Source organism: Candidatus Halocynthiibacter alkanivorans, from assembly GCF_003333265.1.
Lineage (GTDB): Bacteria > Pseudomonadota > Alphaproteobacteria > Rhodobacterales > Rhodobacteraceae > Halocyntiibacter_A > Halocyntiibacter_A alkanivorans.
Genome location: NZ_QOLB01000130.1, coordinates 83,132 through 105,404, shown reverse-complemented (window position 1 = coordinate 105,404; position 22,273 = coordinate 83,132). Strand labels below are relative to the sequence as shown.

Sequence of the window (22,273 nt, the reverse complement as noted above, 5' to 3'; positions counted from 1 at the left end):
TTCTTTTACGCCGCTTGACCGGGCAAGACGAATCCGGATAATTTTCACACTATTAGTAAAACTATCATTGGAGCGCGACATGGACTGGCGCAATATCCCCTCTCTCGCGGCCCTGCGCGCCTTTGAAGCCAGCGCCCGCAACAACAGTTTTTCCGCCGCAGCGCGCGAGCTGAACGTCACACAGGCCGCCATTGCCCAGCATGTGCGCGGGCTGGAATCCCGGCTGGGGCACAGTCTGATCCGGCGCCAGGGTCACAATATGGTGACCACAGACGCCGGCGCCCGGCTGGCCGCCAGTCTGAGCGAGGGGTTTTCAACCATTGCGGACGGCATTCATCAGCTGAGCGCTGAGCAGGAAAACCGGCCGCTGGTGCTGTCGCTCACCCCGTCTTTTGCCGAGAGTTGGCTGATGCCGCGGCTGGGCGGGTTCTGGGCCAGCAACCCGGACATCGCCCTGTCGCTGCAACCGTCAACGGATCTGGTGGATATGCGCCGCGACGGCGTTGATCTGGCGATCCGCTTTGGCGACGGCAGCTGGCCCGGGTTACAGGTCGAACCCTTGCTGATGTCACCCTTTGTGGTGGTGGCTTCAATGGCTTACGCCCGCGGCGCGACCACGCTCGCGGAACTCGGTACGCCGGAAACCCTGCGTTGGTTCTTTGCTTTTGCGGCCAAAGAACAACAGGTCTGGGGCCGCGCCATCGGGCTGGATTTTGAAAAGATACCGTTTGAGGACATGGGCACACTTGGCATGGCACATGCGGCGGTGCGCGCCGGCCATGGCCTGTCGATCCAGGCCCGCGCGCTGGTGGAAAACGACCTGGCCGAGGGTCGCATGATCGCGCTGCATCAGGGTGAAAGCGGCGGGCTTGGCTATCACCTGGTGACGAGCGGTGATGTGCCGTCGCCAAAACTGAAACGCCTGCTGCGCTGGCTGCGCGGCCAGGCAGCAGATCCGGCCACAGACAGGGCCGCAGACAATTTCTCCTGACAATGCCCGGGACAAAGCCCCGGACCGGGCTGCAGCGACCTGTTCTGCACCGGACGCCTGACCCGGCGCGGCACTCACCACGCCCCCATCCCAGATCGGTCTTAACGCGGGCTGCGTTTGGCCAGGATGCGCTGCAGCGTACGCCGGTGCATGTTCAGACGCCGGGCGGTCTCAGACACGTTGCGGTCACAGAGCTCATAGACCCGCTGAATATGCTCCCAGCGCACCCGGTCTGCTGACATCGGGTTTTCCGGTGGCGGGGGCAGCCCGTCGCCACTGGCCAGCAACGCGGCAGTGATATCATTGGCATCAGCCGGTTTGGACAGGTAATCCGCAGCCCCGATTTTCACCGCCGCCACAGCGGTGGCAATGGCGCCATAACCGGTCAGCACCACGATGCGGCTTTCAGGGCGTTTCTCGCGCAGCACCTCGACCACATCCAGCCCGTTGCCGTCGCCCAGCCGCAGGTCCACCACCGCAAAGGCCGGCGGCCGCGCGGTGGCAATGGCACGCCCGGCGGCCACGGTCAGCGCCGTTTCAACTTCAAAACCGCGTTTTTCCATCGCCCGGGCCAGACGCCGCAAAAACGGCTCGTCATCGTCCACCAACAGCAAGGATTTATCTTCGCCAATCTCTGCAATACCGCGCTCAGACATCGGATCCCCTTTTCCGCAACAGCTTTATCTTTTCGTCAACCTGGACCTTTGCCCCGGCAAGGTCAAACTCATCGCCGCGGCGCCGGACCACCCGGCAGCCGCGCGCATATTTTCGGCCGAATCAGGCCGCGCCGATATAACAGGCGGCCGTTTCCGCCATCTTCTCAGCACTGACGTCGCGGCCGAAATATTCGACAAACCCCTGCTCCGGCAACATCAGATAGCTGAACGTCGAATGGTTCATCAGATAGAACTCGCTGTCGTCCGCCTGCTGGCTGAAATAGGTTTTATAGGCTTTGGAGGCGGCTTTGACCTGCTCGAGGCTGCCGGTCAGCCCGATCATTTCCGGGTGAAACAGATCGGTGTAGTCTTTGACCACTTCAACCGTGTCGCGCGCCGGATCAATAGTGATAAAGGCCGGCTGCACATCAAAGCCCTGTTCCTGCAGCATATAGACCGCATCGGCGTTGCGCGCATTGTCCAGCGGGCAGACGTCGGGGCAGAAGGTATACCCAAAGTAGACAATGGTCGGTTTGGTGATCACATCTTTATCGGTCACCGTTTCCCCGGTTTCCGAGATCAGCTCAAACGGGCCGCCAATGGTAGCGGTGCCACCGGCAATCTGGCTGGTGCTGCACTGCGCAAACTGATCACCGGGTCCGGGGCCAAAGGCGAACCAGGCGCCAACAGCAAGTATCACGGATGTAGCGCTTGTTGCGGCCAAAACTCTTGTACGGGTCATTTCACTGGTCCTTCTGAAAACTGGCACATTGATCCAACACTTGCGCCGGACTAACAAGGGTCGGATTGACGCAGCAGGAGTGTCCCATGTCCGATAGCAGTTTTACTGTCATTTCAAAAGCGCGGCGCAGCAATCTGGTCCGGCTGCGCACGCTGATTTTACTGCGTTGGATTGCCATCCTGGGCCAGATCATTGCCATCGCTGCCGCGCAGTTCCTGTTTGAGCTGCAGATTGAGACCGGCGCCGGGGTGATGGTTGTGGGGGCCGCAGTCATCGCCAATCTGGTGGCGATTTTTATCTACCCCGAAAGCAAACGTCTGCAGGAACATGAAGTCGCGGCGATGCTGCTGTTTGATATTGGCCAGCTGTCGCTGCTGCTGTTTCTGACCGGCGGCCTGCACAATCCGTTTGCTTTGCTGATCCTGGCACCGGTCACCATTGCCGCCACCGTGCTGCGGCTGAAATCCACCCTGTTTGTCGGTGCCGCTGCGATCCTGTTTGTCTCTCTGCTGGCGGTGTTTCATCTGCCGATCCTGGACGCCGCCGGCCAGGTGCTTGAATCGCCGCGCATATTCCTGTTCGGCTCCTGGGTGGCGATGGTTGTGGGGGTTGGCTTTCTCGGCATCTATTCCTGGCGTGTCACCTCGGAAATTCACTCCATGTCCGAAGCCTTCCTTGCCACACAGATGGCGCTGTCGCGCGAACAGAAACTTACCGATCTGGGCGGGGTTGTTGCCGCCGCCGCCCATGAGCTGGGCACGCCGCTGGCGACGATCAAACTGGTGAGCTCCGAGTTGATGGAAGACCTGCGCGACAGGCCGGAGCTGCTTGCTGACGCGCAGCTTATTCACCAGCAGTCAGACCGCTGCCGCGACATCCTGCGCTCAATGGGACGCGCCGGCAAAGACGATCTGCATCTGCGGGTGGCACCGCTGGAGACGGTGATCCGCGAAGCCGCCGAGCCCCATATGGAACGCGGCAAAGAGGTGCTGATTGACGTGTTTTCTGAGGACGATACCGGCGCGGGCCAGATGTTGTTGCCGCGCCGTCCGGAAATCATCCACGGGTTGCGCAACCTGATCCAGAATGCGGTGGATTTCGCCGCCTCCACCGTGTGGATTGATGCGATCTGGTCCGCAGACACAATCGAACTGCGCATCGTCGATGACGGGCCGGGCTATCCAGTCACCCTGATCGGACGTATTGGCGACCCGTTTATGCGCCAGCGCAAGAGCCGCAGCGCGCAGAATACCCGGCCGCAATATGAGGGCATGGGGCTTGGCTTGTTCATCGCCAAAACGCTGCTGGAACGCTCGGGCGCGGAACTGACTTTTGCCAATGCGTCTGATGCGCGCGATTTAACGCCGCGCATCGGCCGGCGCAGCGGCGCGCTGATCGAGATCCGCTGGGCCCGCAGCCTGTTCGCCAAAGAGCTGGCTGATTCCAGCACCGGTCTGGGGGAAAATCGACCAATAAAGGCCTGACTGTGGCAAGCTTAACCACCCATTAACTAAAATACCCAATCCTGCGAGACAACCGCCACGTGCAGAAGCGCAGGACCAGCTATGAACACGCTTGATTTTTCTATGATTGCCATTGTTGGCACCATCAGCTTTTTATTTGCTTATTCAGCGTTGTACCTGCTGGCATGGATCGAAAACCGGAGCCGGCGCAAGGCCCGCGGTTTTCTGAAACAAACCACAGATCCGGTGGTGTTCCTGTTCGAAGACGAAGACATGGTGAACGCAACCCATGACGCGCGCAGAATGCTGCGGACCACCGCCAAACATGGCAGTGACTGGGCCCGGCTCACCACTCTGTTGCTGCCGCGCTTTCCCAATCTCAGCGATGATATGACCAATCTCGCCGAATATGGCACCATTGAACTGGGCTCTGAGGATGGAACCAGCACATTGTTTGCCGAATTGCGCGATGGTCTCGCCCGGGTCAGCCTGACGGAAACCGCCGACACTGACAGCCCCGCCAATCTCGACAAACACAGCCTGGCCTCGATGGAACGCGAGATTGAAAACCTGCGCACCAGTGTGGACAGCGCCCCGTTCCTGTTGTGGCGGGAAGCGGCCAATGGCAGCGTGACCTGGGCCAATACCGCCTATCTGGAAACCGCCGAATCTTTTGACATCGCCGAAGGCAGCCCCAGCTGGCCGCCGCGGCGCCTGTTTGACACCCGCGCCCTGTCGTTGGTGGACAGCAGTGACGTCACCCGCCGTCTGAAACTGAAGATGCCTGACAGCCAGGACGTGCGCTGGTTTGAATGCAACCGCGTGTCACTGGGCGAGGACGCGCTGTTCACCGCCATCAACGCCGACAAAGTGGTGCGCGCCGAAAGCGAATCCCGCGAATTTGTGCAGACACTGACCAAAACCTTTTCGCACCTGACCATCGGGCTGGCAATTTTCGACAAAACGCGCCGTCTTGGCCTGTTTAATCCGGCGATGTCGGATCTGACCGCATTGCCCGCCGAATTTCTCTCCTCCCGCCCGACCCTGTCCGGCTTTCTCGACCGCATGCGTGAAAACCGCATGATGCCGGAACCCAAGGATTACCGCAGCTGGCGTCAGAACGTGGAAGCGATGGAAACCGCTGCGGAAAACGGCACCTATGAAGACACCTGGAGCCTGCCGTCCGGCCAGACTTACCGCGTCACCGGCCGGCCGCACCCTGATGGGGCCATTGCCTTCCTGATTGAAGACATCTCGGCGGAAATTTCGCTGACCCGCCGCTTCCGCGCCGAACTTGAAACCGGCCAGGCGGTGATCGACAGCCTTGAGGAAGCGATCGCAGTGTTTTCCGCCAACGGGATGATGATCATGACCAACAGCGCCTATTCCGGCCTCTGGGGCAGCGACCATGACACCACCCTGCGCGAAATTTCGGTACTGGACGCCACCAGCACCTGGCACGAGCGCTGCGCCCCGACCCCGGTCTGGTCCGATCTGCGCGATTTTGTCGCCAACCGCGAAGACCGCGCCGAATGGTTGTCAGAGACAAGGATGTGGGATGGCCGCCGTCTCAACTGCCGGATCAGCCCGTTGGCCGGTGGCAAAACCCTCGTTGGTTTCAGCCCGCTGCTGCGTGGCGACGCCCCGTCACAGGTGCTGACCGCCGCTGCCGCCGCTTCTTGACTTGCGGGCAGCTGCGGGGGCGTTAAAACTTGGCGCATGTTAGCCAGATCCCCCCTTCGCCTGCAGCTGCCGGACCCCGGCACCACCCAACGGCTCGCCACCGCTTTCGCGACGCTGTTTGAGCCCGGCGATACCCTGCTGCTTGAGGGCAGTGTTGGCAGTGGTAAAACCGCCTTTTGCCGCGCTTTCATCCAGGCTCGCCTGGCCTCCGCCGGGCGGATGGAAGACGTGCCTTCGCCCACATTTACCCTGGTGCAGACCTATGATGACGGGCTTTGTGACATCTGGCATGCCGATCTCTACCGGCTGCTGGATCCGAATGAAGCGCTTGAACTGGGGCTTGAAGAGGCGTTTGACGACGCCATCTGCCTGGTGGAATGGCCCGACCGGCTGGGCGACGCATTGCCGCGGGGCGCGCTGCATGCGCATCTGGAACAGGGCGCCGAGGATGACTCCCGTATCCTGACCCTGCGCTGGGACGATGCAAAATGGCAAAAACTCGCCAGCGCCACCGCCGGGCTCTGTCAGACGGGTCAGATCGCTCAGGTCGGCGATGACTGAGCGCGCGGCCGAAATCCGCGCCTTCCTCGCCGCAACATCCTGGGCCGGGGCACGGCGCAGCGCGCTGGCCGGAGACGCCTCAGCACGCCGCTATGAACGGCTGCAACGGACCGCCGGCGACAGCGCCGTACTGATGGACGCGCCGCCTGCCAACAACAGCCCGCTGCGCGATTTTACCCGCTATGCAAAGCACCTGCGCCAGTTGGATCTCTCCGCCCCGCGCATCTTTGCCTGCGATGAGCCCAACGGGTTGATGCTGCTGGAAGACCTGGGCGACGCGCTTTACAGCCGGGAGATCCCCGCCGGCGCCAGTGAGGAACAGCTCTATGGCGCCGCCGTCGATGTGCTGGCCCATATTCACGCCCACCCGGCCCCTTCAGACACAGCGGACCTGCAAACGCTGATGCCGGATCAGGCCGGGCTGGTCTATGATTTCTATGCCAAAAGTGCTGAGAACAAACCGGCGTTTCAGGCTGTGTTAGAGACGCTGTTGGCCCAATACTCCACCGGAACCCCGGTGCTGTGCTTACGCGATTATCACGCTGACAACCTGCTCTGGCTGCCCGACCGTCAGGGGCTTGTCCGCGTCGGATTGCTCGATTTTCAGGACGCGGTTCTGGCGCACCGTTCTTATGATCTGGTATCGCTGCTCTATGACGCGCGCCGCGATGTGCCCGCCAGCCTGGCGGAGCGTATGATCCGCCGTTACATCACCCGCACCGGCCAGGACGCAGACCAGTTCCACATCGCCGCGGCGCTGAACGCTGCCCAGCGGCAGTTGCGCATCCTCGGCATTTTTGCCCGCCTCGCCCGCATCTTTGGCAAACCGCAGTATCTCCAGTTTATGCCACGCACCTGGGCGCATCTGACGACCAGCCTGTCCCATCCGGCGCTGGCCCCTTTGCGGGCCCGGGTGCTGGCCGATCTCACCCCCCCGGATGACACTCTAATGCAACGGATGAGCCGCCCATGCCCGACGCCGTGATGATTTTTGCCGCCGGTCTTGGCACAAGGATGGGCGCGTTAACCCAAAACTTGCCCAAACCGATGATCCCGGTCGCCGGCCGGCCGCTGATCGACCATGCTCTGGCGCAGATCGATCGTGCCGAGACCGTCGTCGTCAACTTGTTCTACCACGCCGATATCCTGCAGGCGCACCTGAGATCAGCGGGAACAGAGACGATTGTTGAGACTGAGCGGCTGGAAACCGGCGGCGGTTTGCGCCAGGCGCTGCCGCTGCTCGGCACCGGACCGGTGTTCACCCTGAACAGTGATGCGGTCTGGACCGGTGCGCTGGCGACAAGCCAGCTGCGCGCCGCCTGGGACCCGGAGCGCATGGATGCGCTGTTGTTGCTGGTGGCGCCCCAAAACGCCCATGGCCACAGCGGCGGCGGTGATTTCCTGATCGATGATCAAAAACGGCTGCGCCGGGGGGCCGGCTTGATCTACACCGGGGCGCAAATTATTAAAACCGAACTGCTGCAGGACATTCCTGAGCGCGCCTTTTCCCTCAACCTGCTCTGGGACCAAATGCTGGCCCGGGACCGGGTATTCGGGCTGGAACACCAGGGCCAGTGGTGTGATGTCGGCCGCCCTGAAAGTATCAAAATCGCCGAAACCCTGCTGGAGACCCACGATGTTTGATCCCCGACACAGCGCCCGCGTGTTTGGCCTGCCCGGCGGCGTTGATTTCCCCGCCGCGCTGGTTAGCGGGCTGATGGAACGCAGCAAACATCTGCGCCCGGAGGAGCTGGCCCGGGTCGAGATCTTCACCAACACCGCCCGCATGCAGCGCCAGATCCGCACCGCTTTTGACCAGGGACCGGCGTTGCTGTTGCCCCGGGTGCGGCTAGTCACCGATCTGGGCGCGGATGCGGCGCTCGCCGATGTGCCGCCTGCGGTGCCCGGATTGCGCCGGCGGCTGGAACTGTCGCAACTGGTGGCGCTGCTGCTGGAACGCGAGCCCGGTCTCGCACCGCGCGCCGCGATCTATGAGCTCGCCGACAGCCTGACCCTCTTGATGGCAGAAATGTATGACGAGGACGTCAGCCCCGCCACAATCCGCAATATGGAAGTGCCGGACGAATCCGGCCACTGGCAGCGCAGCCTCAAATTCCTGCAGATCGTGGAGCAGTTTTTTGGCGATGACAGCGGAGAAGCGCCTCTGGCGGAGGCGCGCCAGCGCATCGTCATTGAGCGCCTGGTCACTTCCTGGCAGCAAAATCCGCCGCAGCACCCGGTGCTGATCGCCGGCTCTACCGGGTCGCGCGGTACCACAGCACTACTGATGCATGCGGTGGCGCGGCTGCCCCAGGGCGCGCTGATCTTGCCCGGTTATGATTTTGACCAGCCCGACGCAGTCTGGGCCAGGTTAGACCCGCAACAGGCGATGGATGACCACCCGCAATTCCGCTATGCCCAACTGATGGCCGCGCTGGATCTGCGCCCGGGCGACATCACCGCCTGGGCCAGCGCCCCGTCCCCCTGCCCGGCGCGCAACCGTCTTGTCTCACTCGCTCTGCGCCCGGCGCCGGTCACCGATCAGTGGCTGATCGAGGGGCCTGGTTTTAAAGACATCGGTGCCGCCACCGAAGGCGTGACCCTGATTGAAGCGCCGTCTTCGCGTGCCGAGGCGATGGCGATCGCCATGGCCCTGCGCGAAGCTGCGGAGCAGGGCAAAACCGCAGCGCTGATTTCACCGGACCGGATGTTAACCCGCCAGGTCACCGCGGCGCTGGACCGCTGGTCTATTGAACCCGATGACAGCGCCGGTACCCCGCTGGCCCAGACCGCGCCTGGCCGGCTGTTGCGCCATATCGCCCAGCTGTTTGGCAACCGGCTGACCTCTGAAACCCTGCTGGCGCTGCTGAAACACCCGCTGGTCGCCGCCGGCTCAGAGCTGCGCGGCTACCACCTGCTGTGGACCCGCGAACTTGAGATCTGGCTGCGCCGGCGTGGCCCGGCCTTTCCCACCGCAGAGACCATGGTACAATGGCTGGACTATTGCGGTAAAAAACAAAAGTCCGACGACGGGCGCAAAGCCTGGGCCGCCTGGTTCACGCCGCTGATTTTTGGCTTTGAGGACATCCCGACCCGCCCCCTGACCGATCATATCCGCAACCATATCCTGCTCGCCCGCGCCCTCACCTCCGGGCCCGACAGCGTGGACGACAGCGAACTTTGGGCCAAATCCGCCGGGCGCGAAACCGCACGCATCACTGCGCAACTGGAACAGGAAGCGCCCCATGGTGGGGACATGTCGCCGCGCGATTACACCGATCTGTTCCAGGCGGTGCTGTCGCGTGGGGAATCCCGTGATCCGACCCTGCCCCACCCCAATATTATGATCTGGGGCACGCTGGAGGCGCGGGTCCAGGGCGCCGATCTGGTCATTCTGGGCGGGCTGAACGACGGTATCTGGCCTTCCCTTCCGGCACCCGATCCGTGGCTGTCGCGCAGCATGCGCAAAGCCTGCGGCCTGGCCCTGCCGGAAAAAAATGTCGGCCTGTCCGCCCATGATTTTCAACAGGCCATTGGCGCGCGCCGGGTCATTCTCAGCCGCGCCATCCGCGATGCCGAGGCCCAGACCGTCAGTTCGCGTTGGCTCAACCGGCTGTGCAATCTGCTTGAGGGCATGTCGGATGAGGGCAGCATAGCGCTGCAGGCGATGCGCGCGCGCGGTGCGCAATGGCTGGCGCTGGTAGCAGAGCTGGAAACACCCGCCGCCCTGGTGCCCGCCGCGCCGCGCCCGGCGCCAAAACCACCGCTTGAGGCGCGCCCGCGGCAATTGTCGGTGACCGAAATCGACAAGCTGATCCGCGACCCCTATGCGGTTTACGCCCGCCATGTGCTGCGCCTTAATGCGCTGCCGCCTTTGCGCAAAAGCCCGGACGCCATGGTGCGTGGCACGGTCATTCACGATATTTTTGAACGTTTTATCAAAGAAATGCAGGATGATGAGCCGCTTGAAGCCGCCCGTGCCCGACTGTTTGAAATCGCCGATAAGGTGCTGGAACAGGAGGTACCCTGGCCGGCGTCGCGGCGGATCTGGCGCGCCAAACTGGCCAGGGTGGCCGACTGGTTCATTCTCACCGAAAGCGCCCGGCGCACCGTCGCCACCCCCAGGGTCCAGGAGGTCAAAGGCCGGCTGCATCTGGCAGATATGGACTTTTCCCTCACCTGCAAGGCGGACCGGATTGATGAAACCAAAGGTGGCGACTGGGTGATTTATGATTACAAAACCGGCAATCCACCGACCCAGAAACAAATGGATGAATACCAGAAACAGCTGCTGCTGGAGGCGGTGATGGCCGAAGACGGCGCTTTTGAAGACCTGCCGCCGCGCCCGGTCTATAAAATCGCCTATATCGGCCTCGGCTCCAAACCAAAAATGGTGGAACGCCCGCTGTTCCCCGGCGATACACAAAAGATTCTCACCGAGTTCAAACAGCTGATCGCCCATTATCAGGATGTCGACAACGGCTACACCTCGCGGCGCGCCATGGAAAAAATGGCCTATGCCTATGATTATGACCATCTGGCGCGCTTTGGCGAATGGGACGAAAGCCATGACGCACATGCCGTGAAAGTGGGTCCGTAATGGATATGAACGAAGCCACCCGCCGCCAGATTGAGGCCGCCGATCCGCTGGCCTCGACCTGGCTTTCGGCCAATGCAGGTTCAGGAAAAACCCGGGTGCTGACCGACCGGGTGGCGCGGCTGCTGCTGCAAGGCGTGATGCCACAGCACATTCTTTGCCTGACCTATACCAAAGCCGCTGCCAGCGAGATGCAGAACCGGCTGTTCAAACGGCTTGGCTCCTGGGCAATGAAACCGGATGCGGAACTGGCGCTGGAGCTGGCCGAACTCGGCGTGGCCGATGTCACCGCGCCGGACCGCCTTTCAAACGCCCGCACCCTGTTTGCCCGCGCCATTGAGACGCCCGGTGGTCTGAAAATCCAGACCATCCATTCATTCTGTGCGGCACTGCTGCGCCGGTTCCCGCTTGAGGCCGGTGTCTCGCCGCAGTTTGTCGAAATGGAAGACCGCGCTGCCCGGCTGCTGCGCGAAGAGATCATCGAAGAAATGGCCGACGGGCCGGATGTTGCGGTGATTGACGGTCTGGCGCGGTTTTATACCGGCGAGGATTTCAGCGGGCTCAGCGAACAGGTGGTGAAACACCGCGAGGCGCTGAGCCCGGCCGCAGATGCCGCCACCATCTGGTCCTGGTTTGAGCTGCCGGACCAGTTTGACGAGACCATGGTGCTTACGTCGGTATTTCTCGGCAATGAGCCCGATCTGATCCGCAGCCTCAGCACCGCAATGTCGCAGAGCAGCACCAAGAAAGATCCCGAAAACGCCGCAAAACTGTCCGCTCTTGACCTCTCAGCACCCGATCTGAAAACTCTGGAGGCGCTGGAATCCCTGATGCTGACCGGCGCCGGCGCCAAAAGCCCGTTCAGCGCTAAAATCGGCTCTTTTCCCGCCAAAGACACCCGCTTGCTGCTGGGCGACACGCTGGATGCGGTCAATGATCTGATGGCACGGCTGGAAGACACAAGGCCGCTGCGCCTTGGGCTGATGGCGGCGCGCAAAACGCTGGCGCTGCATCAGTTCGCCGATGTATTCCTGCCCGCCTATGCCGATCGCAAAATGCGCGCCGGCCGGCTTGATTTTGACGATCTGATCCTGCGGGCCCGCAATCTGCTGACCGACCCGGCGGTGGCGCAATGGGTGCTCTACCGGCTTGATGGCGGCATCGACCACATCCTGGTCGACGAGGCGCAGGATACCAGCCCGCAGCAATGGCGGGTGGTGGAACAGCTGGCCCAGGAGTTCACCTCAGGGCTGGGCGCGCGCCCGGATGTGGAACGCACCATTTTTGTGGTGGGGGATAAAAAACAGTCGATCTACTCGTTTCAGGGCGCCGATCCCGAAGCGTTTGACCGCATGCACGATATTTTTGGCGCCCGGCTCGGGGCGATGGGAAAATCCCTGAACCGTCTGTCACTGGACTTTTCCTTCCGCTCCTCGCTGGCGATATTGGGCACGGTGGACACCACCTTTGAGGCGACCGGCGGCACCGGGCTTGGCGGCGATACCAACCACATCGCCTTTCACGACGGCATGCCCGGCCGGGTCGATCTCTGGCCGGTCGAACCAAAGACCGAGTCCGAGGCCAGCCGTGAATGGCACAAGCCGGTCGACCAGCCCTCGGAACACCACCACAATGTACGGCTCGCCGAAAACATCGCGGCGGAAATCAAAATTCAGTGCGAAACAGGCACTATTCCCGCCGGAAATGGTGAAATCCGCCCGATCACCCCGGGAGATTTTCTGATCCTGGTGCAGCGCCGTTCCGACCTGTTTGCCGAGATTATCCGCGCCTGTAAAAAAGCAGAACTGCCCATCGCCGGTGCTGACCGTCTTAAGCTGGCCGCCGAACTGGCGGTGCGCGACATCGCGGCGCTGCTGGGGTTTCTGGCCACCTCAGATGACGACTTGTCGCTGGCCGCGGCCCTGCGTTCGCCCTTGCTCGGCTGGGATGAGGCGCAGCTCTACAATCTCGCCCACAGCCGGCACGAGACCCAACTCTGGCCGGCGTTAAAGCGGCGTCAGGACGAATGGCCCAAAACCGTCGCCATGCTGCAGGACCTGCGTGACAGCGCCGATTTCCTGCGCCCCTATGACCTGATTGAGCGCATCCTCACCCGCCATGACGGCCGGCGCAATATCATCGCCCGGCTTGGCTCAGAGGCCGAAGACGGTGTCGATGTGCTGCTGGCCCAGGCGCTGTCTTATGAACGTTCTGATGTGCCCAGCCTGACCGGCTTTCTCAGCTGGCTGGAAACCGATGACGTTGAGGTCAAACGCCAGCTCGACAGCGCCGGCGATCAGATCCGGGTGATGACGGTGCACGGCTCCAAAGGGCTTGAATCCCCGATTGTTATCCTGCCCGAAACCATGAAACGCCGTGCCCGCGCCGGCGATGAGCTGATCACCCTCGCGGAGGGGCAGCCGGTGTGGAAACAGGCCGAGACCCAGGCCCCCCCGGCGATCAAAACGGCTCTGTTACAGCAAAAAGAGGCCAACCTGGAGGAAAGCCGCCGGCTGCTTTATGTGGCGATGACCAGGGCGGAAAAATGGCTGATCGTCTGCGCTGCCGGCGAGACCGGCAGTGGTGAGGACAGCTGGTATTCGATCATTGAACAGGGGCTGCGCGCCCGCGGGGCCGGCGCCCACAGTTTTGATTGCGGACTTGGACTGCGACTCAGCCATGGCGACTGGCACGCCGGCGCGCTGCTGGCCCCACGCCAGCCAGAAATCAACGAATCCCCCCTGCCCGCCTGGGCGCAAACCTCCGCCCCGGCGCCTCTCACCGCAGACAATACCCTGTCGCCCTCGGATCTTGGCGGTGCCAAAGCGCTGCCTGGCGAAGGCCTGTCTGAGGAGGACGCCAAACGCCGCGGCCGCCAGATCCACCGGCTGCTGGAATTCCTGCCCGCCTACCCGTCTGACGGCTGGCACAATATCGCCCGCGACCTGCTTGCGGCTGGAGAAGACGCCGCCACAGAAAGTGAGGCTGCAGAGCTTTTGCAAGACGCTGTCAAAGTGCTGTGCAACCAGGATCTGCAATTCCTCTTTGCCGCCGGCACACTCGCCGAAGTGCCCTTCACTGCCACGCTCGGCAAAAGCCGCCTGCACGGGGTGATTGACCGCCTGATCATCGACAAAGACCACATCCTGGTAGTGGATTTCAAAACCAACGCCGTGGTGCCTGAAACCGCCAGCGACATCCCCGCCGGGCTGCTGCGGCAGATGGCGGCCTATGTCACCGCCCTGTCTCAGATTTATCCGGAACACGACATCCGCGCCGCAATCTTGTGGACGGCGAATGCGGAACTCATGCCAATCAACTACCGTATGATGATGGACGAGTTGGGGGCGACACTATATATAGATATATAGAGCCGACCCACCGGCGTCGCTGAGCCACAAACGAAAGTCCGGATTTCGCGCTGCGCCCGCACCAGACGCCGCAATTCCCGATCCGTTGCAGAACACGGTCCTCATCTGCGGCAGGATCGCAAACGGATCACCACCACAACTTGACCTCAGCGGGAGCAGTTCTTAGGTTCCCCTCAACGCAACCTGCTGCACCCTCTGTTAAGGAATACCCTGATGGCAACAATCGCCGTAACTGACGCCACCTTTGACGCCGAAGTCAAAAAATCCAACCTGCCCGTCATTGTCGACTTCTGGGCCGAATGGTGTGGCCCCTGTAAACAAATCGGCCCGGCGCTGGAAGAACTCTCCGATGAACTGGAAGGCAAAGTGAAAATCGTCAAAGTGAACGTGGACGAAAACCCGAATTCCCCGGCCGAAGTCGGTGTGCGCGGCATTCCGGCCCTGTTCCTGTACAAAGATGGCGTCATTGTCTCCAACAAAACCGGCGCCGCGCCCAAAGCCGCGCTGCAGTCCTGGATCGAAGAATCGATCTGAGGCTACCCCTATTGGTAAACGTAAAAAGGCGCTTCACCGGGCGCCTTTTTTATGCCTGCCCTGTGACGGCCCTGCGCTTGTTAATCTCGCGCGCAATGTCCATATTCACAGCACAACAGCAGGAGCCCGGCAATGGCAGACGATCAATTCCCAGGATGGCACGGCACCACGATTATCGGGGTGCGCAAAGGCAATGAGGTGGTCATCGCCGGTGACGGTCAGGTCAGCCTTGGCCAGACCGTGATCAAAGGCACCGCGCGAAAAGTGCGTCGCCTCAGCCCCGGCGGCTATGAGGTCGTGGCAGGTTTTGCCGGCTCCACCGCCGATGCGTTCACCCTGCTGGAACGGCTGGAAAGCAAGCTTGAAGCCACCCCGGGCCAGCTTGCCCGCGCCTCGGTTGAACTGGCCAAAGACTGGCGCACCGACAAATATCTGCAGAAACTGGAAGCAATGCTGATCGTCACCGATGGCGACACGCTGCTGGTGATCACCGGCGCCGGCGACGTGCTTGAGCCTGAAAATGATGTCGCCGCGATCGGATCCGGCGGTAATTTTGCCCTGGCGGCGGCGCGTGGCCTGTTTGAAACCGATCAGGACGCCGAAACCATCGCCCGCAAAGCCATGGCCATCGCCGCCGACATCTGTGTCTATACCAACGGCAAGCTGACCGTAGAAAAGATTGCAAAATGACTGACCTGACCCCGCGCGAAATCGTTTCTGAACTCGACCGTTTCATCATCGGCCAGAATGACGCCAAACGCGCCGTTGCGGTGGCGCTGCGCAACCGTTGGCGCCGCAAACAACTGCCCGATGACCTGCGCGACGAGGTCTATCCGAAAAATATCCTGATGATCGGCCCCACCGGCGTTGGCAAAACCGAAATCTCGCGCCGGCTGGCGAAACTGGCACGTGCGCCGTTCCTGAAAGTCGAAGCCACCAAATTCACCGAGGTCGGTTATGTTGGCCGCGATGTGGAACAGATCATCCGCGACCTGGTCGAGAGCGCTATCCTGACGACGCGCGAACAAATGCGCGAAGACGTGAAAGCCCGCGCCCATGACGCCGCCGAAACCCGGGTGCTGGAGGCCATTGCCGGCAAGGACGCACGCGAACAGACCCGCGACATGTTCCGCCGCAAGCTGAAAAGCGGCGAGTTGGACGACACTATAATTGAGCTCGACATTGCCGACACCTCCAATCCGATGTCGATGTTTGACATGCCGGGTCAGCCCGGAAACTCGATGGGGATGATGAACCTCGGCGACATGCTTGGCAAAGCGATGGGCGGTCGTACCACGCGAAAAAAACTAACTGTTGCAGCCAGTTACGAGATGTTGATCTCGGAAGAGGCCGACAAGCTGCTGGATGATGAGACCGTCACCCGCGCCGCGATTGAAGCGGTGGAACAGAACGGCATCGTCTTTCTCGACGAGATCGACAAGGTCTGTGCCCGTTCAGACGCCCGCGGCGCTGACGTGTCCCGCGAAGGCGTGCAGCGCGATCTGTTGCCGCTGATCGAGGGCACCAGTGTTTCCACCAAACACGGCACGGTGAAAACCGACCATATCCTGTTCATCGCGTCGGGCGCCTTTCACATCGCCAAACCCTCCGACCTGCTGCCCGAACTGCAGGGCCGGTTGCCGATCCGGGTCGAATTGCGCGCGCTGACGGAAGATGATTTTGTCCGCATCCTGACCGAGACCGACAATGCGCTGACCCTGCAATATACCGCGCTGATGCAGACCGAAGAGGTGACGGTGGACTTTACTCCCGACGGCATCCGGGCGCTGGCCCATATCGCGGCTGAGGTCAATCAAAGCGTTGAAAACATTGGTGCAAGACGGCTTTATACCGTGCTGGAACGGGTGTTTGAGGAGCTGTCCTTTACCGCGCCCGACCGCAGCGGCGACGCGGTCACGGTGGACGCGGAATTCGTCAAAGCCCATCTGGGTGAGCTGACAAAATCCACCGACATCAGCCGCTACATGCTGTGAACTGAAGCCGTTGGGGCAGGGCGCCTGGCGCGCCCCAACTTGATCTCACGGAAAATACACAGCGCCGGACAAAAGTTGGCTGGCATACAAAAGGGGCGTTAACTGCGCCCCTTTTTCGATACAGCGTCAGACTTACCGGTTGCGCCGCAGATAAACATAATAGGCGCCGGTGCCGCCGTGTTTCAGATGCGCCTCATCGATCTGCAGCACCAGCGGTTTCAGCGGCGCCATGTGCAGCCAGTTCGGCACCTGGTTTTTCAACACGCCAAAACGCACCGGGATCGGCCCGCCCTCATCGCGCTGTTTGCCTTTGCCGGTGATCACCAGCACCAGACGCAAACCGCGCGTCCAGGCCGAGAGAATAAAGCCGGTCAGCGCCGGATGCGCCTCATTCAATGTCATACCGTGCAGGTCAATGCGCGCTTCGGGCGCAAGTTTGCCCCGGGTCATTTTGCCGTGTTTTTTATGGTCCATCGCCAACGCCTGGCCCTTAAGACGCGCGCCAATGCCCGGGCTTAAATTGTGTCCTGGCTGTTTTCTGGCGGCACCAGAACCGATTTCAAACGGGGCAAAGCTCTCCGGCATCAGGTTTTTCGCGTCCACGCCCTGGACGTCCGCGCGGATTTCAGTTTCGCCCATCACAGCGCGTTCAACCCCGGCGGAGATCACCCGTTCCGGGCGCAACGGCACGGCGGTTTCGCGCACCTTGTCCCAGAGCGCGATCTCATCGGGTTTTAACAGGCGTTTTTTGCGTCTCACAGCGACGCTCCTGGCAGAGCCGAAACGCCAGAATCTGACGCCAGAAAAACGGGGGCCGCAGCCCCCGGATCAGACAACGCAACAGGCGCCACCGCCAGTATCCTCCGCCGGTGGCACTGCATTATTCAGCGGTCGCAACAAGTTGCCAGTTGGGATCGTCCGCACCCATCACCCGGCCAAATGTCCAGGTGTCTTTCTGGCGCTTGGCATGGCTGGCATCCCCTTCGATGATATCACCACCTTTGTCGCGCACAACAGAGGTCAGCTCACACAGGAAACGCACCGACACTTCGCCGGTACCGGTCTCGTCGTCAAAACTGGCCCCATGCAGCGCCAGCTCGCGCACGCCGATAAATTCGGCTTCAATGGTGATGCCGTTTTCAGTGCGCTGCTGCACCACCGAATCAAACGCATCATAGACCTCGTCGGAGACAAAGCCGCGCACCTGGTCCAGATCACCGCGTTCAAACGCCATCAGGATCATTTCATAAGCACCGCTGGCGCCTTGCAGAAATTCGCTGACCGAAAAAGACGGCTCGGCCTTTTTCATTTTTGCCAGCGCCTGGGCAGCATCGCTGTCTTCGCCCACGTGGTCGGTAATATCGCGGTCAGGGCCGCCATCAATCACTTCAAATTTGGCGCGGTTTTTTTCCGCTTCACTGGCATGGCCGGGCAGGGATCTGGGCGGGTTTTCATACCCGTCCCGGGTTCCAAGCACATCTTTCAGCTTTAAAATCATAAACACGGCAATACCGGCAAGAACCAGTAGCTGTATAACGGCAGAATTCATCAGAACCTCTTTTCAGGGCAGGCATATGGCAAAGGGCACCTTCAGCACATATGTAGGGCAGGGCGGGCATCAAGTCCACCGCTCCAAAACTGACAGAGTCTGAGGTACAATATGTGGATTTTTCTTCTCTTTCTGACAATTCCGCTGGTTGAGATCGGCCTGTTTGTCCAGGTCGGCGGGCTGATCGGGCTCTGGCCCACCCTGGGGGTGGTGATTTTGACGGCTGTGCTGGGCACCTGGCTGGTGCGCAGCCAGGGTTTGATGGCCTTAAACGAACTGCGCAGCTCTTTTGCCGGCCGCGGTGACCCGACGCGGGCGCTGGCGGATGGCGCAATGATCCTGTTTTCCGGCGCGCTGCTTCTGACGCCTGGTTTTTTCACCGACGCGGTCGGATTTGCACTTTTGATCCCCGCTTTCCGGTTGTTTTTGTTCAATTATTTGCGTAGCCGCATTAAGGTGCAGGGCTTTCGCAGCCATGTAACAATGCAAGATTCCCAGACCCATCGCCGGCCCGGTGGGCAAGGTGGGCACAGCCAGCATACCACACACGAAGATGTGATCGAGGGCGATTGGCAGGACGAAGATCCCGACTCCGATGCCCCGTCAAATTCCAACGGTGAGCTCGGCGCCGGGATCGGTGAAAACCGCTCCGGCTGGACCAGGCATTGAGGCAGCCCGCCTGACCTGATACAGAGTTTGCGAAAGAATATTTGAAAGCAGGAGAGTTCCATGGCCGAGACCGGCGAAACCAAAGCCCCAGAAGCGGCAGACGTCCCCACACCCGTAAAAATGCAGGTCCTGGGTCAATTCATTCGCGACATGTCTTTTGAAAATATTGTGGCTCAAAAAGGCGTCTCCGGCGACGTTCAGCCCAATGTTTCGGTAAAAGTTGCGCTGGATGCGAAAAAACGCAGCGTTGATCATCAGTATGAAATCTCGACCAAATTCGAGGTTAAATCTGAATCTAAGGAAAGCGGCGAAACCCTGTTCCTGCTGGAACTGGACTATGCCGGTATTTTCCACGTCGAAAACGTGCCTGAAGATCAGATGCACCCGTTCCTGCTGATCGAATGCCCGCGCATGCTGTTCCCGTTTGTGCGGCGCATTGTGCATGACATCACCCGTGACGGCGGTTTCCCGCCGCTGAATCTCGACAATGTCGATTTTGTTGCACTCTACCGCCAGGATCTGGCCCGCCGCATGGAAGCCCAGAAGGGCGACGCCAAGCCAAACTAAGCTTTCAGCTTATTCCACAACGCGTCGTCGCCCATCTTTTGGACAAACTCCTGATGGGCGGCACGTTCTTCTGCGGTGAGACGTGACGGCAATGCCTGCTCCCGTTTGCCCGGCCGCCAGGCGTCCTGCGCATCTTCCACCGTATCTGTGCCACCGGAAGACAGGCCAAAATCCGGCTGCCGCCCGCCGATCAACTCCAGATAGACCTCTGCCAGAATTTCACTGTCAAGCAGTGCGCCGTGCAGGGTGCGGCTCGAGTTATCTATGCCAAAACGCCGGCACAGAGCGTCCAGCGAGGCCGGTGACCCCGGAAAGCGTTTGCGCGCGATCGCCAGCGTGTCCAGCGCCTGTTTCATCGGCAATTGCGGCAGCCCCGACCAGCGCAGCTCCGCGTTGAGGAATTTCATGTCAAAGGCGGCGTTATGGATCACCATGGTGCTGTCGCCGACAAAATCCAGAAACCCCTGCGCCACCTCGGTGAATTTTGGCTTACCGCGCAAAAAGTCATCGCCCAGCCCATGCACTTCAAACGCGTCTTTGGGCATCGGTCGCTGCGGGTCGATATAGACATGAAACGTCTCGCCGGTCGGCATGTGGTTCAAAAGCTCCACCGCACCGATTTCGACGATGCGGTCGCCGTCCTCAGGCTCAAAGCCGGTGGTTTCGGTATCAAGCACGATTTCACGCATGGAGTTTCTTTCTGATCTGGACCAGCACTTCAGCAACTGCCGCCTCAGCGGCCACCACAGACGTGGTTTCAATCACGTAATCGGCCCGCGCCCGTTTGTCGACATCTGCCATCTGTTTGGCGGCAATAGTGTCGAAATGCGCCTGAGTCATGCCCGGCCGTGCCAGCACACGCGCCCGTTGCAGATCCGCAGGCGCTGTGACCACCACCACCGCATCCATCTGCGCCGCGGCTCCGGTCTCAAACAGCAGCGGAATATCCAGAACCACGATATCAGCCTGGCTGTGAGCAATGTAATCCGCCCGGTCGCGTGCCACCAAAGGATGCACCACGGCTTCAATCCGGGGCAGGGCGCCTTTGTCCATGGCGATCCAGCTCTTCAGCGCCGCGCGTGACACCATACCCCCCACCACCGCCGCCGGGTGCAGCGCGCCAATGGGGGCCACCGCAGCGCCGCCCGGCCCATAAAGCCGGTGCACCGCCGCATCCGCGTCCCAGAGGTCGCAGCTTTGGCGTACAAACATTGCGGCGGTGGTGGATTTACCCATACCGATCGATCCGGTCAGACCAATCAGGAACGGCTTTTTCATGCGTTCAGCACCAGCTGGCGCAGCTCGTCGTCCACTTCCGGCCGCTGACCGAACCAGCGTTCAAACCCCGGCACCGCCTGGTGCAGTAACATGCCCAGCCCGTCCACCGTAACGCAGCCCATCTCTTCCGCTTTTTGCAAAAACGCCGTGCGCAGCGGCGCATAGACCAGATCCGTGACCACCGCATCCGCTTCCAGCCCGTCCAGCGGCACCCGGAAGTCCGGTTTGCCCACCATGCCCAGCGAGGTGGTGTTCACCACCGTCGCGGCGCCCTCCATCATATTGCCGGCGTGCACCCAGTCATAGACTTTGACCCGGTTGCCAAACTCCGTCTGCAGCGCTTCGGCGCGGGCCCGGGTGCGGTTGGCAATACGGACTTCTTTCACCCCCACATCCAGCAGTGAGGCCAGAACCGCCCGTGCGGCCCCCCCGGCGCCAATCACCGCCGCAGGTCCGGCCGGCGGCTTCCAGCCTGGCGCGCCAACACGCAGATTTTCGATAAATCCGTACCCATCGGTATTATCGGCGTGAATCTTGCCGTCTTTGCGGAAAATCAGGGTGTTCGCCGCACCAATCAACGACGCCCGGTCGGTGACAATATCCGCCAGCGCCAAAACAGTTTCTTTGTGCGGAATAGTGACATTCACCCCGACAAAACCCATTTTGGGCAGCAGTTGCAACGCTTCGGCCAGGTCGCCCTGGGCAATATCAAGCGGCACATAATGGCCGGCAATACCGTAGCGTTTCAACCAGGCCCCGTGCAAAGCCGGTGACTTGGAATGGGCCACCGGCGACCCGATCACGCCAGCCAGCGGAATTTTCACATCACTCATCCGGGCAAATCCCCCCTCAGGGTCAGATAGGACAGCACTTCCAGCAGTGGCAGCCCCAATACGTTGAAATAGTCGCCGCTGACATGGGTAAACAGGCGTACACCTTCTTCTTCCAGCTTATAGCAACCCACCGCGTGGCGGATACTGTGCCAGTTGCGCGACACATAGTCCTGCAAATAAGCATCCGACGCCTGACGCATGCGCAGCCGCACTTCGCCTATATGACGCCACACCGGCTTACCATCCTCATAAATCACCGCCGCCGACAGCAATTTATGCTGTTGCCCGCGTAATTTCTGCAACTGTTGCAGCGCCTCCGCCTCGCTGGTGGCTTTGGAGAATATTTCGCCCTTTAGCTCCAGGATCTGATCGCAACCCAGAACCAGCGCCCCAGGATGTTTCAGCGATACTTTGCGCGCCTTTCCCTCGGCCAGCGCATCGGAAATCTCACGCGGCAGCGCGCCTTCAGCCCGGAGCGCGGCCTGAATGTTCTCCTCATCTATACGCGCCGGAACCACCTCGGGCACCAGCCCGGCGTTGCGCAGTAAAGTGAGTCTGATCTCTGATCCTGAGGCCAGAATGAGTGGTTTCTGCATGTTGACAGCCCTGTGGAAAAACCCGGTGTTACGGGTTGGATGAAATTGGGGATAAGCCGGGTTTTCTGTTTCATCCCCGAATTCCGCCCGTTTTGTCAAGATTTCCACAGTAGATTTCCACCGTGGATATGAATAAGTCCAGGCCAGTGGATAACCAATTTCAAAAAAACACTATACAGAGTTATCCAC

The 22,273-nt window shown here is 60.8% G+C and carries 21 protein-coding genes; 13 read left to right on the top strand and 8 right to left on the bottom strand.

Translation table 11 applies throughout. The annotated features are described in order from the left end of the window. Positions 1–79: 79 nt before the first annotated feature. Positions 80–991, top strand: a complete 912-nt coding sequence (locus DWA01_RS16565; RefSeq protein WP_114286913.1) for a LysR family transcriptional regulator — start codon at positions 80–82, stop codon at positions 989–991. A gap of 101 nt (positions 992–1,092) precedes the next feature. Here DWA01_RS16565 and DWA01_RS16560 read toward each other — a convergent pair whose 3' ends face one another. Together DWA01_RS16560 and DWA01_RS16555 are read right to left on the bottom strand one after the other, a co-directional pair. Then, positions 1,093–1,647 carry an ActR/PrrA/RegA family redox response regulator transcription factor gene (locus DWA01_RS16560; protein ID WP_114286912.1) on the bottom strand — a complete coding sequence of 185 codons (555 nt, stop codon included), beginning with the start codon at positions 1,645–1,647 and terminating at the stop codon, positions 1,093–1,095. 121 nt (positions 1,648–1,768) lie between these two features. After that, a complete protein-coding gene (locus tag DWA01_RS16555) occupies positions 1,769–2,389 on the bottom strand; it encodes an SCO family protein (protein WP_114286911.1) in 621 nt (206 codons plus the stop codon). An 86-nt stretch (positions 2,390–2,475) separates the two neighbouring features. Between DWA01_RS16555 and regB the strand changes: the two genes are divergently transcribed. The 10 genes from regB (at position 2,476) to hslU (ending at position 16,592) form a co-directional block, all read left to right on the top strand. Continuing rightward, complete coding sequence (gene regB / locus DWA01_RS16550) at positions 2,476–3,873, top strand: sensor histidine kinase RegB (RefSeq protein ID WP_114286910.1); 1,398 nt, start codon at positions 2,476–2,478, stop codon at positions 3,871–3,873. 81 nt (positions 3,874–3,954) lie between these two features. Further along, a complete protein-coding gene (locus tag DWA01_RS16545; protein WP_114286909.1) occupies positions 3,955–5,535 on the top strand; it encodes a PAS-domain containing protein in 1,581 nt (526 codons plus the stop codon). A gap of 36 nt (positions 5,536–5,571) precedes the next feature. Then, complete coding sequence (tsaE, locus tag DWA01_RS16540) at positions 5,572–6,096, top strand: tRNA (adenosine(37)-N6)-threonylcarbamoyltransferase complex ATPase subunit type 1 TsaE (protein WP_114286908.1); 525 nt, start codon at positions 5,572–5,574, stop codon at positions 6,094–6,096. Beyond that, entirely contained in the window at positions 6,089–7,081 is a 993-nt protein-coding gene (locus DWA01_RS16535) for an aminoglycoside phosphotransferase family protein (RefSeq protein ID WP_114286907.1), read from the top strand. Before tsaE ends, DWA01_RS16535 begins: the two co-directional genes overlap by 8 nt. After that, entirely contained in the window at positions 7,066–7,740 is a 675-nt protein-coding gene (locus DWA01_RS16530; RefSeq protein ID WP_114286906.1) for a nucleotidyltransferase family protein, read from the top strand. The genes DWA01_RS16535 and DWA01_RS16530 overlap by 16 nt, the downstream gene beginning before the upstream one ends. Next, positions 7,733–10,696: a double-strand break repair protein AddB gene (addB, locus tag DWA01_RS16525; protein WP_114286905.1), complete on the top strand. Its 2,964-nt coding sequence runs from the start codon at positions 7,733–7,735 to the stop codon at positions 10,694–10,696. Before DWA01_RS16530 ends, addB begins: the two co-directional genes overlap by 8 nt. Beyond that, complete coding sequence (gene addA / locus DWA01_RS16520) at positions 10,696–14,064, top strand: double-strand break repair helicase AddA (RefSeq protein ID WP_114286904.1); 3,369 nt, start codon at positions 10,696–10,698, stop codon at positions 14,062–14,064. The genes addB and addA overlap by 1 nt, the downstream gene beginning before the upstream one ends. Before the next feature lie 213 nt (positions 14,065–14,277). After that, the gene (gene trxA / locus DWA01_RS16515; RefSeq protein ID WP_114286903.1) at positions 14,278–14,598 is read left to right on the top strand and encodes a thioredoxin; all 321 of its coding nucleotides are present in this window, start codon (positions 14,278–14,280) and stop codon (positions 14,596–14,598) included. 132 nt (positions 14,599–14,730) lie between these two features. Next, a complete protein-coding gene (hslV, locus tag DWA01_RS16510; protein ID WP_114286902.1) occupies positions 14,731–15,288 on the top strand; it encodes an ATP-dependent protease subunit HslV in 558 nt (185 codons plus the stop codon). Next, positions 15,285–16,592, top strand: coding sequence for an ATP-dependent protease ATPase subunit HslU (gene hslU, locus DWA01_RS16505; protein ID WP_114286901.1), 1,308 nt, complete (start codon positions 15,285–15,287; stop codon positions 16,590–16,592). Before hslV ends, hslU begins: the two co-directional genes overlap by 4 nt. A 132-nt stretch (positions 16,593–16,724) precedes the next feature. Here hslU and DWA01_RS16500 read toward each other — a convergent pair whose 3' ends face one another. Together DWA01_RS16500 and DWA01_RS16495 are read right to left on the bottom strand one after the other, a co-directional pair. Next, positions 16,725–17,351, bottom strand: coding sequence for a Smr/MutS family protein (locus DWA01_RS16500; RefSeq protein WP_114286900.1), 627 nt, complete (start codon positions 17,349–17,351; stop codon positions 16,725–16,727). A 121-nt stretch (positions 17,352–17,472) separates the two neighbouring features. Continuing rightward, a complete protein-coding gene (locus DWA01_RS16495; RefSeq protein WP_114286899.1) occupies positions 17,473–18,141 on the bottom strand; it encodes a Tim44/TimA family putative adaptor protein in 669 nt (222 codons plus the stop codon). Between the two features lie 111 nt (positions 18,142–18,252). Between DWA01_RS16495 and DWA01_RS16490 the strand changes: the two genes are divergently transcribed. Both DWA01_RS16490 and secB read left to right on the top strand, forming a co-directional pair. Next, positions 18,253–18,810, top strand: a complete 558-nt coding sequence (locus DWA01_RS16490; RefSeq protein ID WP_114286898.1) for an FxsA family protein — start codon at positions 18,253–18,255, stop codon at positions 18,808–18,810. Between the two features lie 60 nt (positions 18,811–18,870). Continuing rightward, positions 18,871–19,377: a protein-export chaperone SecB gene (gene secB / locus DWA01_RS16485; RefSeq protein WP_114286897.1), complete on the top strand. Its 507-nt coding sequence runs from the start codon at positions 18,871–18,873 to the stop codon at positions 19,375–19,377. On the opposite strand, the gene dnaQ is transcribed toward secB, so the two are convergent. From dnaQ to DWA01_RS16465, 4 genes are read right to left on the bottom strand one after another with little or no spacing between them, the layout of a single operon-like run. Beyond that, positions 19,374–20,066, bottom strand: a complete 693-nt coding sequence (gene dnaQ, locus DWA01_RS16480) for a DNA polymerase III subunit epsilon (protein WP_114286896.1) — start codon at positions 20,064–20,066, stop codon at positions 19,374–19,376. The two genes, secB and dnaQ, sit on opposite strands and share 4 nt — an antisense overlap. Beyond that, positions 20,059–20,655 carry a dephospho-CoA kinase gene (gene coaE / locus DWA01_RS16475; RefSeq protein WP_114286895.1) on the bottom strand — a complete coding sequence of 199 codons (597 nt, stop codon included), beginning with the start codon at positions 20,653–20,655 and terminating at the stop codon, positions 20,059–20,061. Before coaE ends, dnaQ begins: the two co-directional genes overlap by 8 nt. Continuing rightward, on the bottom strand, positions 20,652–21,488 hold the full coding sequence (locus tag DWA01_RS16470; protein ID WP_114286894.1) for a shikimate dehydrogenase: 837 nt from the start codon (positions 21,486–21,488) through the stop codon (positions 20,652–20,654). The genes coaE and DWA01_RS16470 overlap by 4 nt, the downstream gene beginning before the upstream one ends. Then, positions 21,485–22,084 carry a Maf family protein gene (locus DWA01_RS16465; RefSeq protein ID WP_114286934.1) on the bottom strand — a complete coding sequence of 200 codons (600 nt, stop codon included), beginning with the start codon at positions 22,082–22,084 and terminating at the stop codon, positions 21,485–21,487. The genes DWA01_RS16470 and DWA01_RS16465 overlap by 4 nt, the downstream gene beginning before the upstream one ends. Positions 22,085–22,273 lie beyond the last annotated feature (189 nt).

Bases quoted from the DNA above. Each gene is read 5' to 3' on its own strand.
- DWA01_RS16555 (WP_114286911.1), bottom strand. From the start codon at position 2,389: ATGACCCGTACAAGAGTTTTGGCCGCAACAAGCGCTACATCCGTGATA.
- dnaQ (WP_114286896.1), bottom strand. From the start codon at position 20,066: ATGCGTGAAATCGTGCTTGATACCGAAACCACCGGCTTTGAGCCTGAG.
- DWA01_RS16470 (WP_114286894.1), bottom strand. From the start codon at position 21,488: ATGAGTGATGTGAAAATTCCGCTGGCTGGCGTGATCGGGTCGCCGGTG.
- DWA01_RS16545 (WP_114286909.1), top strand. From the start codon at position 3,955: ATGAACACGCTTGATTTTTCTATGATTGCCATTGTTGGCACCATCAGC.
- addB (WP_114286905.1), top strand. From the start codon at position 7,733: ATGTTTGATCCCCGACACAGCGCCCGCGTGTTTGGCCTGCCCGGCGGC.
- coaE (WP_114286895.1), bottom strand. From the start codon at position 20,655: ATGAAAAAGCCGTTCCTGATTGGTCTGACCGGATCGATCGGTATGGGT.
- DWA01_RS16565 (WP_114286913.1), top strand. From the start codon at position 80: ATGGACTGGCGCAATATCCCCTCTCTCGCGGCCCTGCGCGCCTTTGAA.
- hslV (WP_114286902.1), top strand. From the start codon at position 14,731: ATGGCAGACGATCAATTCCCAGGATGGCACGGCACCACGATTATCGGG.
- DWA01_RS16530 (WP_114286906.1), top strand. From the start codon at position 7,066: ATGCCCGACGCCGTGATGATTTTTGCCGCCGGTCTTGGCACAAGGATG.
- DWA01_RS16535 (WP_114286907.1), top strand. From the start codon at position 6,089: ATGACTGAGCGCGCGGCCGAAATCCGCGCCTTCCTCGCCGCAACATCC.
- regB (WP_114286910.1), top strand. From the start codon at position 2,476: ATGTCCGATAGCAGTTTTACTGTCATTTCAAAAGCGCGGCGCAGCAAT.
- tsaE (WP_114286908.1), top strand. From the start codon at position 5,572: ATGTTAGCCAGATCCCCCCTTCGCCTGCAGCTGCCGGACCCCGGCACC.
- secB (WP_114286897.1), top strand. From the start codon at position 18,871: ATGGCCGAGACCGGCGAAACCAAAGCCCCAGAAGCGGCAGACGTCCCC.
- addA (WP_114286904.1), top strand. From the start codon at position 10,696: ATGGATATGAACGAAGCCACCCGCCGCCAGATTGAGGCCGCCGATCCG.
- DWA01_RS16490 (WP_114286898.1), top strand. From the start codon at position 18,253: ATGTGGATTTTTCTTCTCTTTCTGACAATTCCGCTGGTTGAGATCGGC.
- DWA01_RS16560 (WP_114286912.1), bottom strand. From the start codon at position 1,647: ATGTCTGAGCGCGGTATTGCAGAGATTGGCGAAGATAAATCCTTGCTG.
- trxA (WP_114286903.1), top strand. From the start codon at position 14,278: ATGGCAACAATCGCCGTAACTGACGCCACCTTTGACGCCGAAGTCAAA.
- hslU (WP_114286901.1), top strand. From the start codon at position 15,285: ATGACTGACCTGACCCCGCGCGAAATCGTTTCTGAACTCGACCGTTTC.
- DWA01_RS16465 (WP_114286934.1), bottom strand. From the start codon at position 22,084: ATGCAGAAACCACTCATTCTGGCCTCAGGATCAGAGATCAGACTCACT.
- DWA01_RS16495 (WP_114286899.1), bottom strand. From the start codon at position 18,141: ATGAATTCTGCCGTTATACAGCTACTGGTTCTTGCCGGTATTGCCGTG.